The 15,213-nt window shown below is 64.7% G+C and carries 14 protein-coding genes; 6 read left to right on the top strand and 8 right to left on the bottom strand.

All coding sequences use genetic code 11. The annotated features are described in order from the left end of the window. Window positions 1-51 precede the first annotated feature (51 nt). Window positions 52-273 (top strand): AbrB/MazE/SpoVT family DNA-binding domain-containing protein, encoded by a 222-nt coding sequence (locus GR158_RS11850; RefSeq protein WP_160871249.1) that lies wholly within the window; start codon window positions 52-54, stop codon window positions 271-273. Then, window positions 270-662 (top strand): type II toxin-antitoxin system death-on-curing family toxin, encoded by a 393-nt coding sequence (locus GR158_RS11845; RefSeq protein WP_160871248.1) that lies wholly within the window; start codon window positions 270-272, stop codon window positions 660-662. The genes GR158_RS11850 and GR158_RS11845 overlap by 4 nt, the downstream gene beginning before the upstream one ends. On the opposite strand, the gene parC is transcribed toward GR158_RS11845, so the two are convergent. Then, complete coding sequence (parC, locus tag GR158_RS11840) at window positions 663-2,915, bottom strand: DNA topoisomerase IV subunit A (RefSeq protein ID WP_134649874.1); 2,253 nt, start codon at window positions 2,913-2,915, stop codon at window positions 663-665. Between the two features lie 208 nt (window positions 2,916-3,123). On the opposite strand from parC, the gene GR158_RS11835 reads away from it, so the two are divergent. Continuing rightward, entirely contained in the window at window positions 3,124-4,314 is a 1,191-nt protein-coding gene (locus GR158_RS11835; protein WP_160871247.1) for a hypothetical protein, read from the top strand. Window positions 4,315-4,391: 77 nt separating this feature from the next. Here the strand turns inward: GR158_RS11835 and creD are convergent, their stop codons facing one another. From creD to GR158_RS11805, 6 genes are all read right to left on the bottom strand, one after another. Next, a complete protein-coding gene (gene creD / locus GR158_RS11830) occupies window positions 4,392-5,822 on the bottom strand; it encodes a cell envelope integrity protein CreD (protein ID WP_160871246.1) in 1,431 nt (476 codons plus the stop codon). A 173-nt stretch (window positions 5,823-5,995) separates the two neighbouring features. Next, entirely contained in the window at window positions 5,996-6,325 is a 330-nt protein-coding gene (locus GR158_RS11825; RefSeq protein WP_134649871.1) for a DUF1236 domain-containing protein, read from the bottom strand. A 90-nt stretch (window positions 6,326-6,415) separates the two neighbouring features. After that, a complete protein-coding gene (aspS, locus tag GR158_RS11820) occupies window positions 6,416-8,206 on the bottom strand; it encodes an aspartate--tRNA ligase (RefSeq protein WP_160871245.1) in 1,791 nt (596 codons plus the stop codon). Window positions 8,207-8,404: 198 nt separating this feature from the next. After that, the gene (locus GR158_RS11815; RefSeq protein WP_160871244.1) at window positions 8,405-8,713 is read right to left on the bottom strand and encodes a hypothetical protein; all 309 of its coding nucleotides are present in this window, start codon (window positions 8,711-8,713) and stop codon (window positions 8,405-8,407) included. Window positions 8,714-9,217: 504 nt separating this feature from the next. Next, entirely contained in the window at window positions 9,218-9,817 is a 600-nt protein-coding gene (locus GR158_RS11810; protein WP_160871243.1) for an NUDIX domain-containing protein, read from the bottom strand. Window positions 9,818-9,843: 26 nt separating this feature from the next. After that, the gene (locus tag GR158_RS11805) at window positions 9,844-12,024 is read right to left on the bottom strand and encodes a molybdopterin-dependent oxidoreductase (RefSeq protein WP_160871242.1); all 2,181 of its coding nucleotides are present in this window, start codon (window positions 12,022-12,024) and stop codon (window positions 9,844-9,846) included. A gap of 35 nt (window positions 12,025-12,059) precedes the next feature. On the opposite strand from GR158_RS11805, the gene GR158_RS11800 reads away from it, so the two are divergent. The 3 genes from GR158_RS11800 to GR158_RS11790 are packed head-to-tail and all read left to right on the top strand — an operon-like array spanning window position 12,060 to window position 14,345. Continuing rightward, on the top strand, window positions 12,060-12,920 hold the full coding sequence (locus GR158_RS11800; protein WP_134649867.1) for a 23S rRNA (adenine(2030)-N(6))-methyltransferase RlmJ: 861 nt from the start codon (window positions 12,060-12,062) through the stop codon (window positions 12,918-12,920). Beyond that, complete coding sequence (locus GR158_RS11795; RefSeq protein WP_371731639.1) at window positions 12,917-13,723, top strand: ribonuclease T(2); 807 nt, start codon at window positions 12,917-12,919, stop codon at window positions 13,721-13,723. Before GR158_RS11800 ends, GR158_RS11795 begins: the two co-directional genes overlap by 4 nt. Before the next feature lie 31 nt (window positions 13,724-13,754). Then, complete coding sequence (locus tag GR158_RS11790; RefSeq protein WP_160871241.1) at window positions 13,755-14,345, top strand: glutathione S-transferase family protein; 591 nt, start codon at window positions 13,755-13,757, stop codon at window positions 14,343-14,345. 70 nt (window positions 14,346-14,415) lie between these two features. Here GR158_RS11790 and GR158_RS11785 read toward each other — a convergent pair whose 3' ends face one another. Beyond that, complete coding sequence (locus GR158_RS11785) at window positions 14,416-15,054, bottom strand: outer membrane protein (protein ID WP_134649865.1); 639 nt, start codon at window positions 15,052-15,054, stop codon at window positions 14,416-14,418. Window positions 15,055-15,213 lie beyond the last annotated feature (159 nt).

The raw sequence follows: 15,213 nt of genomic DNA, 5'->3' as shown, positions 1-15,213 counted from the left end.
TGAGACTGGCCGGGGCGCATGTTATAACTTGGTTATAACGGAGCTAAAACCATGAACATCACCATCCGCAAGATCGGCAATTCGGAAGGCATCATCATCCCCAAGGACGTCCTCGACCGCATGGGCGTCAAGGCGGGGGACGAGATCGTGCTGCACGAAGAGAACGGTGAAATCAAACTCTCCGCGCAGAACGCAGACCTTACGGAGCAGCTCAAGGCGGCGCGGATGGGTATGGAGAAATACCGCGTCGCCCTGCGCGAACTTGCCAAATGAGCACGATCAAATGGCTTTCCCGCCAAGCCGTCGAGATCATGCACCAGGAGCAATTGCTCGAGCATGGCGGACTGAGCGGCCTCAAGGACGAGAACGCCCTGGAAGCAGCGCTCGCACGGCCGCTCAACAAGTCCGCCTACGGCGATCCCGACATCTTCGAACTGGCCGCGGCGTACCTCTATGGCCTCGTCCGCAACCACCCGTTCTCCGATGGCAACAAACGCACGGGGTTTCTCGCCGCCTTCACGTTCCTGCTGCTGAACGGATTCCTGATCGAGGCTTCGCAAGCCGATATCATCGCCTTCGTCCTCGCCGTCGCGGCGGGCGAGATCGATGAAGAGGGCGCGACGCGGTTTTTGCGCGACGTCAGCGTCCCCTATCCCGGATGATCAGCCGCTGAACCTGCCGCTGCGGGGGAAACCCTTCGGCACGGTTCGGCCGGCAGTGGCGCGGTCGCCCAGCCATTCGGCCAGCTCGTCCCTGTTGCGCACGAAGTTGCGGCCGGCGCTGTCGTCCCAGGACAGGCCGTCCTCCATCGCAAAGCAGCGGATGTCGGAGACGCCGCCGTCCTTGTAGCGCTGCAGGCGCACGCCCTTGCCGCGCGACATCTCGGGCAGCTGCGACAGCGGGAAGACCAGCATCTTGCGGTTTTCACCGACGACGGCCACATGATCGCCGCGCACCGGCACGACGAGCTTGGCCTCATCCGGCATGCCGACATTCATCACCTGCTTGCCCTTGCGGGTGTTGGCGACCATTTCGGTTTCCGAAACGATGAAGCCGTTGCCGGCCTGCGAGGCGACAATGACCTTGCGCGCGGGATCGTGCACGAAGGCCGTCAGCACGTCCTGATCGTTCTCCATGTCGACCATGATGCGCAGCGGCTCGCCGTGGCCACGCCCGCCCGGCAGCTTGTCGGCGCCGAGCGTGAAGACCTTGCCGCCCGTCGTCATGATCAGCACCTTGTCCGTGGTCTGCGCGGGGAAGGCCACCTTCAGCGCATCGCCTTCCTTGAACTGGAGGCCGGACGTATCGGCGATGTGCCCCTTCAGCGCGCGCACCCAGCCCTTTTCGGAGATGACGACCGTTACCGGCTCCTTCTCGATCATCGCCTGCTGGATGGCCTCGATATCGGCGTCGGGGGCGCTTGCGAACTGCGTGCGGCGGCGGCCGAGTTCGGTCGCCTTGGCGAATTTCTTGCGGACCTCGCCGATCTCCCAGGCGACCGTCTGCCACTGCTTCTCGTCGGAGGCAAGCAGCGCCTCGATCTCCGCCTTTTCCTTCGATAGCGTGTCGAACTCGGTGCGGATCTCGAATTCCTCGAGCTTGCGCAGCGAACGCAGGCGCATGTTGAGGATCGCTTCGGCCTGGACGTCCGTCAGCGAGAAGGTCTCCATGAGAGACGTCTTCGGCTCGTCCTCCTCGCGGATGATGCGGATCACCTCGTCGAGGTTGAGATAGGCGATCAGGTAACCGCCGAGGATTTCCAGCCGGCGGTCGATGGCGGCCAGGCGGAAGCGCGAACGGCGCTGGAGCACGTCGCGGCGATGATCGAGCCACTCGACGAGAACGTCCTTCAGGCCCATGACCTTCGGCACGCGCCCCATCGACAGAACGTTCATGTTGAGCGGAATGCGGCTTTCCAGCTCGGAGAGCTTGAAAAGCGATTCCATCAGGATCGTCGGATCGACGGTGCGGCTCTTGGGCACCAGCACGATGCGCACGTCTTCCGCCGATTCGTCGCGGATATCCTCCAGAAGCGGCAGCTTGCGGGCGATCAGCAGTTCGGCGATCTTCTCGATCAGGCGCGACTTCTGCACCTGATAGGGAATTTCGGTGATGACGATCTGGTAGCCGCCACGGCCCAGATCCTCGGTCTCCCACTTGGAGCGCACGCGGAAACCGCCGCGGCCCGTCCTGTAGGCCTCGATGATGCTTTCACGGCTGTCGATGATGACGCCGCCCGTGGGCAGGTCCGGGCCCTGCACGAATTCGACCAGCTTCTCGACATCGGCATCGCGGTTGCGGATCAGGTGAAGTGCTGCGTCGCACAGTTCGTGCACGTTGTGCGAGGGAATGGACGTCGCCATGCCGACCGCGATGCCGGACGAACCGTTCGCCAGGAGGTTCGGGAAGGCGCCCGGCAGCACGACCGGCTCGTCGTCTTCCTCGTTGTAGGTCTTGCGGAAGTCGACCGCATCCTGATCGATGCCCTCGAGCAGCAGCATCGCGACCTCGGTCATGCGCGCTTCGGTGTATCGATAGGCGGCCGCATTGTCGCCATCGATATTGCCGAAGTTGCCCTGCCCGTCGACGATCGGATAGCGCTGCGAGAAGTCCTGCGCGAGACGCACGAGGGCGTCGTAGACCGACTGGTCGCCGTGCGGGTGGAATTTACCGATGACGTCGCCGACGATACGCGCGCATTTCTTGAAGGAGGAATTGGACCTGAGGCCCATCTCGCTCATGGCATGGATGATACGGCGGTGAACCGGCTTCAGGCCGTCGCGCACATCCGGCAGTGCGCGCTGCGTGATGGTCGACAGCGCATAGGCCAGGTAGCGCTCTTCAAGCGCCGCCTTGAGGTCAATAGGCTGGATGTGGTCGTCTCCGCCATCAGGCGGCAAAGCGTTTTGTCCCATGGGTCTTGACTAACCTTCATACCGATTCGCGGCAAGGAATCCGGGCGATCCGCCTGTGGATAGCGCTTGTAAAGGCTGTTGGTGAAATCGCCGCGGGACACAAGAAATACATGGAAAGTTGCAAACAGCCGAATATAGTCGCCCCGCCGCTCGTCTAGAGGCGGTACGGCAAGGCAGCCGTTCAGAAAACCAGAAAGAGAGCCAATCAATGATGCGCACCTCCCACTTCCGCAGCCTTCTCGCAGGCGCCGCGCTCGCCACCCTGGCAAGCCCCGCTTTCGCGCTTGACGGTGCGGACCTGATGACCAAGCTGAACGCCACCTATGCCACGAGCGGCGTTTCTGTCGGTTACTCGAATGTTGCCGTCGACGGCTCCACCGTGACGCTGGAAGGCACCGAACTGAAGGCAACCGGCACCGACACCCCGATCAAGCTCGGCACCGTCACCATGGAAGGCGTCGAAGAAGACGGCGACGGCGGCTACACGATCGAAACCATCGGCTTCGAAGACGTCAACGTCACCGAAGCAGAATCCACCGTCTCGGCGAAGGACCTCGCCCTCAACGGCGTCGTCGTGCCCGGCAAGATCGTTCCCGGCACGCTGGAATCGCTGCTGATGTACGAATCCGCCAGCGCCGGCCCGATCAGCGTCACCGCCAAGGGCAAGGAAGTGTTCTCCCTGTCCGGCATGGAGACCAACATCACCCGCATGGACAATGATGCGGGCCTGGAATTCGACGCCAAGCTCTCCGACCTGAAGGCGGACCTGACGAGTGTCGAAGACCCCAAGGCGAAGGACACGCTCAACAAGCTCGGCATCCAGACGCTGGAAGGCGAAGTCTCGATGGCCGGCAACTGGGAACTGGCCAGCGGCAAGCTCGCCGTCGACGAATATGCCTTCGACTTCAAGGATATCGGCCGCCTGAACCTGCAGCTCGCCTTCTCGGGCTACACGCTCGACTTCATCAAGAACATGCAGGAAGCGCTCAAGGCCGCCGAAGCCAATCCGAACAAGGAAGAGGCCAACGCCGCCATGGGCATGGCCATGATGGGCCTCGTCCAGCAGCTGACCTTCAACAACGCCACCATCTCGTTCGAGGACGCCTCGATCACCAAGAAGCTGCTCGACTATGCCGGCAGCGAACAGGGTGTCACGGGCGACCAGATGGCACAGTCGCTGAAGGGCCTGGTTCCGATCATGATCGCGCAGCTCAACATGCCCGACCTGCAGAACCAGATCTCGGCTGCCGTCAACACCTACCTGGACGACCCGAAGAGCATCAAGATCAGCGCCGAGCCGAAGGAGCCGGTGCCGTTCCCGATGATCATGGGTGCCGCCATGGGCGCGCCGCAGACCATTCCGCAGGTCCTCGGCGTCACCGTCACGGCCAACGAATAAGGCCCGCCCTTCGGCGTTTCGCCTGACATTGAAGGCCCGGAGCATCGCTCCGGGCCTTTTGCGTTTCGGGCTCCGCATCAGGGCTGCGCCGGGACGTCGCGTCCCGACCAGTCCACCCGGCGCGTCGCATACATGGTTGCGGCAATGGCGATGAAGGAGATGATCGCCCCGGCCAGCAGGGCATATTCATCCTCGCGCAGCACCAGATACATGATGCCGTAGGCCGCCAGCAGTACCGTGCCGAGGGCCACGCCGTTCCTGCGGCTTGCCGTCGCGCTGCCGAGATAGGCGGAGATGAGGAGCGTCGTCGCGATGGCGGCGATGGCGTAGGCGAGCGTGAAGCCCGTATGCTCGGCCAGCGCCAGCAAGAGCACGTAGAAGACGATGAGCGCCAGGCCCGTCAGCACATACTGGATCCAGTGCACCATGCGCCCGCCTTTCAGCTCCACGACGAAGACGGCGAGGAAGACGAGCGAGATGAAGCCGATGGAGTATTTCAGCGTGCGCGACACGACCTGGTAGAACTGCACGGGTTCCACGAGGTTGATGCTCATCAGGCTCTCCGACAAGGGCAGCATGGAACCCGACACGGCCTTGTCGATGCCGCGCGCGAGATAGGGGATCGTCCACGTCGCGGTGAAGTCCTTGTCGGTGATGGTTTTCTTCTCCGGCAGGAACAGGCCCTCGAAGCCCGGATGCGGCCAGTTCGCCTTCGCCTGGAAGCTCGTCGTCTGCCCGGCGGGCGCCACGGCGAAGCTGCGCGAGCCGTTCAGCGACAAGGCGATGTCGAAGGCAAATCCCTTTTCGATCAGCGCCCGGTCGATCGGGCGGTGGACGCCGGCATTCGACTGCGACCTGCCGTAATCCATCGTGCCGGCCACGCCCATCGCGGAAATCTGCCGCATGCCGGGATCGAACGGAAGGACCGGGCCATTGTCGATCTTCACGCCCGCATCGGAGCGGATGCCGGTGATGTCGTTGATGTTGAGCACGAGGATGGCGCGGCTGAAATCCGGCGTGCCGTCGAACCGGGCGAGATCCTGCAGGATGCCGGCGCCGAAGCGGCCCTTGAGCGTGAGGGCGCCGTTATAGACCGGCAGCGTGTAGATCGACAGGCGGCGTTCCTCCGCCTTGAGGTCGGCCGTCACGTCCAGCGTCTCGGGCATGACGAGCGCCCATTCCGTGACCCTTTCGACCAGGGTGCGCCCGTCCACCTGCCGGCTGCGCATCACCTCGAACGGCACGGCGATATAGGGACCGTTGACCGCCTGATCCCCGCCCCAGCCGTGGGAAATGCGGTTGGAGACCTCCCTCGCCCGGTCGGCGCGCTCTTCGGTGAGGCCCCAGACGAGGAGCAGCGGCACGAGAAGCGCCACCGAAATGACGCCGATCATGATGAACTTGACGCCGGGCGAGCGCAGCAAGGCGCCGAGATTGCCGCGCGGCTCCGCATAAGGCAGCGGCCGGGGTGGTGCGGAAGCAGGATCGTCGGAATGCGGTTCGGTCATGGAAGTCCCTCCAGTCGTTGTTCGCCATTATAGGCGCGCTCACGCTAGGGGTGCATTTCGACCGATTGTTCGCGGAATTGGGATCGAGTGACGGCGAATTCGCGGCATTGTCGCGCTGCGGTCACGGATAGCGGAAACCCGGCGCAGGGGCCGGGTTTCCAATGGGTGTAGGCTTATTCGAGGACCTGAACCACGGTGCGGGTCTGCGGATCGACGATCACGCGGCGCTCGTTGACCACGGTGTAGCCGTAATCGGTGTAGCCCTCGACCGGATAGATTTCGACGGTCTCGGGAATGACGCGGCCTTCGAGGACATCGCCCTCATAGGTCACGGACGGCACCTGTTGTTCCAGAACGTAGGTGCGCACGCCGCCGGGGACCACGACCGTCGATTCGGTCATGACCGGATCGGTCTGCTGGATGATGACCGTATCCTGGGCGTAGGCCGTTGCGGACAGCGAGAGAAAGGCGGCCGCGCCGGCGAGAATGAGCTTGCTGGTCATGTTCGTTCTCCTTTGTCGATGGCAGAAGAACGGTCATGAGGCCGAAGGGTTCCCTCGGGCGGGACGGCGATGCGTCCCGCCCTTGGAAAATCAGTCCTTCTTCTGCGACGGCACGACGCGCAATGCCAGTTCGCGAAGCTGCGTCGGCGTGGCCGGCGACGGGGCGTTCATCAGGAGGTCCTGCGCCTGCTGGTTCATCGGGAACAGCGAGATTTCGCGCAGGTTCTTCGCACCGACGAGCAGCATGACGACACGGTCGATGCCGAAGGCGCAGCCGCCGTGCGGGGGCGCGCCGTACTGGAACGCGCGGTAGAGGCCGCCGAAGCGCTCTTCCACGTCCTGCTGGCTGAGGCCGACCTTCTCGAAGGCCTTGACCATCAGTTCCGGCGACTGGTTACGGATCGAGCCGGAGGCGATCTCGAAGCCGTTGCACACCGCGTCGTACTGGTAGGCCTTCAGTTCCAGCGGGTCCTTGCTGTCGAAGGCTTCCAGGCCACCCTGCGGCATGGAGAAGGGGTTGTGGGCGAAGTCGATCTTCTTTTCGTCCTCGTTGTATTCGTAGAACGGGAAGTCGACGATCCAGCACATTTCGAAGCGGTCGCGATCGACGAGGTTCAGCTCCTCGCCGGCACGCGTGCGGGCTTCGCCGGCGAACTTGTAGAACTTGGCCGGATCGCCGGCGACGAAGAAGCAGGCATCGCCGTCATCGAGGCCGAGCTGCGTGCGGATGGCTTCCGTGCGCTCCTCGCCGATGTTCTTGGCGAGCGGGCCCGCACCTTCCAGCTTGTCGGCTTCCTTGCGCCAGAAGATGTAGCCGAGGCCGGGCTGGCCGGTCGACTGCGCCCAGGCGTTCATGCGGTCGCAGAAGGCGCGGCTGCCGCCGGTCTTGGCCGGGATCGCCCAGACCTGGACCTTCGGGTTGGACGCGATCATGTTGGCGAAGACCTTGAAGCCCGAGCCGGCGAAATGATCGGTGACGGCTTCCATGACGATCGGGTTGCGCAGGTCGGGCTTGTCGGAGCCGTATTTGCGGATCGCTTCGTCATAGGGGATGCGCGGCCACTGCTTGGTGACGGGCTTGCCTTCGGCGAATTCTTCGAAGACGGCCGTCATCATCGGCTCCATCGTTTCCCAGACGTCTTCCTGGGTGACGAAGCTCATCTCGACGTCGAGCTGGTAGAACTCGCCCGGCAGGCGGTCGGCGCGCGGGTCTTCGTCGCGGAAGCACGGCGCGATCTGGAAATAGCGGTCGAAACCGGCGACCATCAGGAGCTGCTTGTACTGCTGCGGGGCCTGCGGCAGGGCGAAGAACTTGCCCTCATGGATGCGCGACGGCACGAGGAAGTCGCGCGCGCCTTCCGGCGAGGAGGCCGTCAGGATCGGCGTGGTGTATTCGGCAAAGCCCGCCTCGCCCATGCCCTTGCGCATGGCCGAGATGATCTGCGTGCGCTTGACGATGTTCCTGTGCAGCGTCTCGCGGCGCAGGTCGATGAAGCGATACTTCAGGCGGACGTCTTCCGGGTATTCCGGCTCGCCGAAGACCGGCAGCGGCAGTTCCTTGGCGGCCGAGAGAACCTCGATATCCTGCGCGTAGAGCTCGATCTCGCCCGTGGGCATGCCCTTGTTGACGGTGTCTTCCGTGCGCGCCTTGACGAGGCCGTCGATGCGGATGACCCACTCGCCGCGGACCGTCTCGGCCGTCTTGAAGGCCGGGCTATCAGGGTCGGCGACGACCTGGGTGATGCCGTAATGGTCGCGCAGGTCGATGAAGAGCACGCCGCCATGATCTCGCACGCGGTGGACCCAGCCGGAGAGACGGACAGTCTGGCCGACGTCGGACTTGCGGAGGGCGGCGCAGGTGTGGCTGCGGTAACGGTGCATCGTGGTATCCTGAAATGCTGACGGGCCACGCGGGAACATCCCGGCGCGGCCACCCAAGAAAAATCGGGCGGACAAGCGCATGACCCGACCCGTTTGTCAAGGCTTGGCGGGCCTTGCGACGGCCCGGCAGGGGCTGGAGGGCCTGCCTTGCCGCGGTACCGGACATCGGCCGACAACGTGGCGCGCCGCCCTTCCCGCTCACCGGTCACGCGGCGGCGAATCGAAAGCCGCCATGCCCAGCCGCGCCACCCTGTCTCCCCAGCACCGCACGGCGGCGCGGAAGGCGGCGGCCGGCGGCGCGTCGAGATCGGTCACGCAGAGCGGCAGGAGAAGCGCCGGCTTGCCCGCGACCGGCCGAAGGGGCCCGAGGCAGATGCCGGCGCGGCGGCAGCGGCGCAGCCCGCACCAGTGGCGCGGGCAGGATGCCGCAAGCGCCGCCAGCCGGCAGAGCGTTTCGTGTTCGAGGCTGTCGGATGCGGGCAGGCTTTCGGTTTGCGATGCGGTCATGGAGACGGCTCCTGCGACAGTGCCCACGCGACGCGTCGCGTCCGTGGTTTGGCTCTCTTCTCAATGGCCCGGGCCAGCCGGGATCGGACGGGGCGCCGGAGCTGCCTCATCTGTAAGTGTATTTAATGGCACCTTCCGGCACCCCGTTCGGTGTCTTTTGCCCGGCAACTGCGGTTTCTCTGCAAGAACCGGCGCCTTCTCCAGGGCGACCGCTCACCGGCAGGCGCCGGGGCGGTGCGAAAGGCCGGCAAGGCTACGCCATTGCGACCAGTCGCCGGTTCCCTTGTGTGCCACACAGGCACGCCCCTGCTGCCAGGAGCCGGGAGGGAAACCATTTTCTGCCGGGCCCCTTGCCTGCGACATGCGTCGGTATCGACAGACAAGGGCACCGGTCCCGCCTCGCCGGCAACGCACTCCGGTGTATCCGCGGCGGGACACGCGCATTATCGGCCGGCTGCGAAGAGCGGGGACGTTTCGCGGCAACATTTTTCGTCGCGGAAGGGCTTAGATATTGAAATCGCTGCGGTTCAGCATGAGCCACTGCAGCATCATAATGGTCTTTGCATCCACGATTCCGCCGGTCGCGATGAGGCCGACAGCCTCCTCGACGGGCATTTCGACGACCTCGATATCCTCGCCTTCATGATCGACGCCACCGCCCTTGCCGTCACGCCTGTTGGCATCGATGCGGGCGGCAAAGCAGGAGACGCGCTCGGTGAGCGTGCCGGGGCTGGAATACATGTCGAAGACATGACGCAGGCCGCTTATGGCATAGCCGGTCTCCTCCATCGCCTCGCGGGCGATGGCGTCTTGCGGGCTGTCATCATCCAGGAGGCCGGCGGGCACTTCCAGCAGGAAGCCGTCCGGATGGCCGCCGAAGAAGGCGCCGGGGCGGAACTGGCGCACCAGCACGACCGAGCGGCGGTCGGGATCGACCAGCAGGATGGCGGCAGCTGCACCGTGATCGTGCACCTCGCGGTCGAGCCGCTCGACGCGGCCATCGGCGCGGGTCTGCTCGACGACGATGGTGCTGAGCCGGATGAAGCGCTTCCACACCGTCTGCTGGTCGACGATGCGGATGGCGGACGAAGCGGGGGCCGTCATGGAAAGTCCTTGCGATGTGTGGGCGGTCATGTCCTGCGCAGCCAGACACGGTTATCGTGGAAGGCGGCGCCGCCATAGGGCGCGACGGGATCGGCGCCGGTCAGCACATTGATGCCCTCGCCGTCCAGGTGGGCGGAATTCGGCCAGATGCCCTCGGCGATCAGCACGCCGGGCTTGACGGCATCCGTGACCTTCGCATGCAGGCGGATATCGCCGCGTGCGTTGCCAAGCTGCACGACATCGCCTTCCGCAATAGCGTTGGCGCGCGCATCCTCCGGGTGGATCATCACCTCCGGGCGGCCTTCGCGCTCGCGCGAGCTCTTCATCTCCGTGAAGGAGGAATTGAGGAAGGTGCGGGCCGGCGAGGTTGCGAGGCGGAACGGATGTTCGGCATCCGGCGTCTCGATGATCTCGACATGGTCAGGAAATTCCGGCAGCGCCTCATGCGGCCCGAAGGCGCCCAGCGCCCTGGGCGGCCGGTTCGGGGCGGGCGTTCCCGTCCAGTCCGGCCGGAAACGGAACTTGCCGTCCGGGAAGCCGAAGCCTTTCACGAAATGCGCCGTCTCGAAATCCGGCTGGCAATCGATCCACTTCTCTTCCTTCAGCCCGTCGAAATCCATGTCGTAGGCGGGCAGCATGCGGGTGATGTGCTCCTGCTCGGTGAGGCCGAAGCCCGGCTTGTCCGCGACGCCCAGGCGCCTGGCCAGTTCCTCGATGACGAAGAGATTGGTGCGCACCGTGGCCGGCGGCTCCACCAGCTTGGGGCCGAGCAGGATGTGCTGCTGGCCGCCGCCGCGATAGATATCGTCATGCTCGACGAACATGGTGGCGGGCAGCACGATATCGGCCAATTTCGCCGTATCCGTCATGAACTGCTCGTGCACGGCGACGAAGAGATCGTCGCGCAGGAAACCCTGCTTCACGAGGCGCTGTTCGGGCGCGACATTCACGGGATTGGTGTTCTGGATCAGCATGGCCGTGACGGGACCGCCCTGGCGCAGGGCGACCGCGTCGCCCGTCAGGATGCGGCCGATCTGCGACTGGTCGAGCGCGCGGATATCGGGATCGGCATAGGACAGGCCCATCAGTTCCGACTTGCGCAGACGGAAGATGCCGGAATTGCTGTGGAAGGCCCCGCCGCCCTCATATTGCCAGGAGCCCAGCACGGTGGCGATGGAGAGCGCCGCATGCATGGCGACCGCGCCGTTGCGGCTGCGGGTGAAGCCGTAGCCGAGACGGAAGAAGCTCTTCTTCGTCTGCCCGACCAGCGCGGCGAAGGCCTCGATCTCGGCGACACCGAGGCCGGTGATGCCGGCGGCCCATTGCGGCGTGCGGGTGGCGAGATGCGCCTCCAGCCCGGCCGGATCATCGGCATACTTGGCCATATAGGCGCGGTCGGCATGACCATCGCGGAAGGCGACGTGCATGACGGCGCAGGCAAGCGCCGCATCCGTGCCAGGGCGCAGCTTGAGCGCCAGATCGGCCTGCTTCATCGTGGGATTGTCGTAGATATCGATGACGACGATCTTGGCGCCGCGCTCCTTGCGGGCCCTGACCGCGTGGGTCATCACGTTGACCTGCGTGGCCACCGCGTTCGTGCCCCAGATCACCACGCAATCGGACGCGGCCATCTCGCGCGGATCGGGGCCGCGCAGCGCGCCGGCGCCCATCACGAAGCCGGTCCAGGCGGTGTTGGTGCAGATCGAATCGAAGAAGCCGGAATAGCGCTTGGCGTGGCGCAGGCGCTCGATGGAATCGCGCTGCACGAGGCCCATCGTGCCGGCGTAATAATAGGGCCAGACGGCCTCCGCGCCATGGGCCTGCTCGGCCTTGACGAAATTCTCGGCGATCGCGTCGAGTGCGGCCTCCCAGGAGATGTCGCCCCATTCGCCGCTGCCCTTCCCGCCCTTGCGGACGAGCGGCTTCATCAGCCTGTCGGGATGATAGAGGCGCTCGGCATAGCGGGCGACCTTGGCGCAGATGACGCCGGCCGTGTAGCTGTTGTCGGCGCTGCCCTTGATGCGGCCCATGCGTCCATCCGCGCCGATCTCGACATCGAGCGCGCAGGTGGAGGGACAGTCGTGCGGGCAGGCCGAATGGACGGTCCGCGGTTTTCCGAGATTTGGTGTCGCAACGTTCATGGCTTTTGTATATTGCAGGGCGCGAACGGCCAAAAGGCAAATCATTCTACCATCGCAACAATTCATCGTCGCATCAGAGCGCGTGATCGCGCGGGAACGCCATGAACTATCGCCACGTCTACCATGCCGGCAATTTCGCGGATGTGCTCAAGCATGCCGTGCTCGCGCGCCTCGTCACCTACATGCAGGGCAAGGACAAGGCGTTCCGCGTGCTCGACACCCATGCCGGCATCGGGCTCTACGACCTCTCGGGCATCGAGGCGCAGAAGACGGGCGAATGGCGCGACGGCATCGGCCGGCTGCTTGCCGGCGACCTGCCGGCGGATGTGGCCGATATCCTGGCGCCCTATCTCAAGGCCGTTCAGGAACTGAATCCGCAAGGCGGGCTAACCTATTATCCCGGCTCGCCAAAACTGGCCCGCATGCTGTTTCGCCCGCAGGACCGGCTCTCGGCCATGGAGCTGCATCCCGACGATTACGAAACGCTGCACCGGCTGTTCGACGGCGACTTCCAGAGCCGCATCACCCATCTCGACGGCTGGCTTTCGCTCGGCGCGCATCTGCCGCCCAAGGAAAAGCGCGGCATCGTGCTGGTCGATCCGCCCTTCGAGATCGAGGGCGAATACGAGCGGCTGGTGGACGGGCTGGAAAAGGCCGTGCGGCGGTTTCCGGGCGGCGTCTACTGCTTGTGGTATCCGCTGAAGAAGGGTGCGCCCATCGCGCAATTCCATGCCGCGCTGAAGGCGACGGGCATTGCCAAGATGCTGTGCGCGGAGCTTTCGGTGAAGAGCGACCGCGAAACGACGGGCCTGACCGGCTCCGGCCTCGTCGTCGTCAACCCGCCCTTCACGCTGAAGGCGGAACTCGACGTGCTGCTCCCCTTCCTCAAGGCGCGGCTGGCGCAGGACCGCTTCGCCTCGGCGCGGTCGTTCTGGCTCGCCGGCGAGAACAAGGCCTCTTGACCTTTGGCACGCGGCGACAACAATCGCGCGCCGAACCGGGAGACCGCCATGCCCTCTTTGCCTACCGCCGCCGCATGACGGTCCGGCTGCCCTCCTCCATACCGCTGCGCACCGTGGCGTTGCTGCTGTCAGGCATGGCGCTGCTTGCCGGTTGCGGCGAGGACAAGCCTGCCGAAAAGCCGAAAGGTGAGACGAGTCGCAAGGAAACAGCCGCACCGGCGCGCGTGCCGCTCGGCAAGGGTTTCGACTTCTATGTGCTGTCGCTATCCTGGTCGCCGACCTGGTGCGCCGACAATGACGAGGGCGGCCGCACGCAGCAATGCCGGCGCGGCGAAAACAACGGCTTCATCGTGCACGGGCTCTGGCCGCAGAACGATCGCGGCTATCCCGAGTATTGCGCGACGCGCGAATCGGATCGCGTGCCCGAAAACCTCGGCCGCACCGTGCTCGACATCATTCCCTCCATGGGCCTGATCGGCCATCAATGGCGCAAGCACGGCAGCTGTTCGGGTCTTTCGCAGAAGGACTATTTCGCGGCGACGCGCGCGGCATTCGAGCGGGTGCGCATTCCCGCAAGCCTCGACGCCGGCAAGGGACAGCGGCTTTCGCCCGACGGGGTGGAGGCGGCCTTCATCGCCGACAATCCGGGGCTGTCCGCCCAGGGCATCGCGGTGACCTGCGAGGCCGGGCGGCTGGAGGAGGTGCGCATCTGCATGACGGCGGACCTCGCGTTTCGCACCTGCCCGCAGGTCGACCGCGCCGCCTGCCGCGCCAAGAGCATCGAACAGCCGCCGGCTCGCTGACCTTTCTTTCTTCAACGACACAGGACCCGCCATGAAGATCTTCTATTCCTCCACCTCGCCCTATTCGACCAAGGTGCGCATGGCCGCGCAATATGCCGGGCTTGCCGCCGAAGCGGTCGTCGCCGATACCGCCAAGGACCCGGCCGAGCTGCTTGCGGCCAACCCGCTCGGAAAGATCCCGGCGCTCGTGACGGACGACGGCCTTGCCGTCTTCGACAGCCGGGCGATCATGAACTACATCGACCGCCAGTCGCGCGGCGCGCTCTATCCGCGCAATGCGGTCAAGCGCACGGAGGTGGACGTGCTGGAGGCGACGGCCGACGGGATCTGCGACTGCCTGCTCGCCATCGTCTACGAGCGCCGTTCCCGCCCGGAGGACAAGGTGTATCAGCCCTGGATCGACCGGCAGTGGCAGAAGGTGGAACGCGCGCTCGACCATCTCGAGGCCAACATGCCGCGGCTCGGCAAGAAGCCGAATGCCGGCCATTTCGCGCTCGCCGCCATGCTGCGCTACATCGAGCTGCGCTTTGCCGGGCAATGGCAGCGCGGCCGGCCGAAGCTGAAGCGCTACCTCACCCGCTTCGAGGCGGTGTTTCCCGATTACGCCGCGTTCAAGGATTGAGCGCGGAGCCCCAAACACAAAAAGGCCGCAGATCGCTCCGCGGCCTTTTTTCATTCCAGAGCCCTGGGGCTTAGAACTTCACGCCCATACCGACGCGAACGCTGTGGTCTTCGAAGCCGCTGCGCTGGCCGGCACCGTTGAAGGTCTTCTTGCCGTAGTCGCTGTAGCGGTATTCGACGCGTGCGGTGATGTTGTCCGTCACCATGGTTTCGACACCGGCGCCGGCCGTCCAGCCGAGCAGGGTCGCATCATCCTTGGCGCCGGTGGCGTTGTTGGTCACCTTGACGCCCGAAGCGGCGACACCGGCCGTACCGTAGACGAGAACCGGGTTCAGGTCGACGCCGACGCGGCCGCGGATCGAGCCGTTGACGCCCTGCTTGGCGGTGAAGCCGTTGGCGGTGTGGTCGACGCCCGAGTAGTTCAGGTCGGCTTCCGGACCGTAGACCAGCTGGCCGTTCTGCATGTTGTAGCCGCCGTAGACGCCGCCGCCGAGAGCGTGGCCACGCTCGCTGCCCTGGTTGTTGAACTTGCCCTTCTGCCAGGTGGCGTTACCACCGACATAGGCGCCGGACCAGTTCTTCACGACCGGCTCGGAATATTCAGCAGCCGGAGCCTGCGGGATGTCATCGATGGCATCCGCAGCGTGAGCGGCCTGGAAGGCGACCATGGAAACGGTCGAAGCGACGAGGGTGGCGATAAGTGTACGCATGTTATTCTCCTTTTACTAAACGACGCCCTCTTGGGGAGGCTGTCGGGCGCCGTCATCCAATTCAGTCCCGCCCGGTTGAGGTGAAATTGAATAAAGATTGAGGAAATGAAAGAGCCAAAATGTGAAATCATTGTGGCAGACGCAGGGCGAAATCTGGAT

The organism is Shinella sp. AETb1-6, assembly GCF_009826875.1.
GTDB lineage: Bacteria > Pseudomonadota > Alphaproteobacteria > Rhizobiales > Rhizobiaceae > Shinella > Shinella sumterensis.
The sequence above is the reverse complement of the archived record's forward strand: the minus strand, read 5'-3'. Positions and strand labels throughout refer to the sequence as shown.

What these genes read in the sequence shown, in the direction of transcription:
- GR158_RS11850 (WP_160871249.1), top strand. Translation starts at nt 52, where the DNA reads ATGAACATCACCATCCGCAAGATCGGCAATTCGGAAGGCATCATCATC.
- GR158_RS11845 (WP_160871248.1), top strand. Translation starts at nt 270, where the DNA reads ATGAGCACGATCAAATGGCTTTCCCGCCAAGCCGTCGAGATCATGCAC.
- parC (WP_134649874.1), bottom strand. Translation starts at nt 2,915, where the DNA reads ATGGGACAAAACGCTTTGCCGCCTGATGGCGGAGACGACCACATCCAG.
- GR158_RS11835 (WP_160871247.1), top strand. Translation starts at nt 3,124, where the DNA reads ATGATGCGCACCTCCCACTTCCGCAGCCTTCTCGCAGGCGCCGCGCTC.
- creD (WP_160871246.1), bottom strand. Translation starts at nt 5,822, where the DNA reads ATGACCGAACCGCATTCCGACGATCCTGCTTCCGCACCACCCCGGCCG.
- GR158_RS11825 (WP_134649871.1), bottom strand. Translation starts at nt 6,325, where the DNA reads ATGACCAGCAAGCTCATTCTCGCCGGCGCGGCCGCCTTTCTCTCGCTG.
- aspS (WP_160871245.1), bottom strand. Translation starts at nt 8,206, where the DNA reads ATGCACCGTTACCGCAGCCACACCTGCGCCGCCCTCCGCAAGTCCGAC.
- GR158_RS11815 (WP_160871244.1), bottom strand. Translation starts at nt 8,713, where the DNA reads ATGACCGCATCGCAAACCGAAAGCCTGCCCGCATCCGACAGCCTCGAA.
- GR158_RS11810 (WP_160871243.1), bottom strand. Translation starts at nt 9,817, where the DNA reads ATGACGGCCCCCGCTTCGTCCGCCATCCGCATCGTCGACCAGCAGACG.
- GR158_RS11805 (WP_160871242.1), bottom strand. Translation starts at nt 12,024, where the DNA reads ATGAATTGTTGCGATGGTAGAATGATTTGCCTTTTGGCCGTTCGCGCC.
- GR158_RS11800 (WP_134649867.1), top strand. Translation starts at nt 12,060, where the DNA reads ATGAACTATCGCCACGTCTACCATGCCGGCAATTTCGCGGATGTGCTC.
- GR158_RS11790 (WP_160871241.1), top strand. Translation starts at nt 13,755, where the DNA reads ATGAAGATCTTCTATTCCTCCACCTCGCCCTATTCGACCAAGGTGCGC.
- GR158_RS11785 (WP_134649865.1), bottom strand. Translation starts at nt 15,054, where the DNA reads ATGCGTACACTTATCGCCACCCTCGTCGCTTCGACCGTTTCCATGGTC.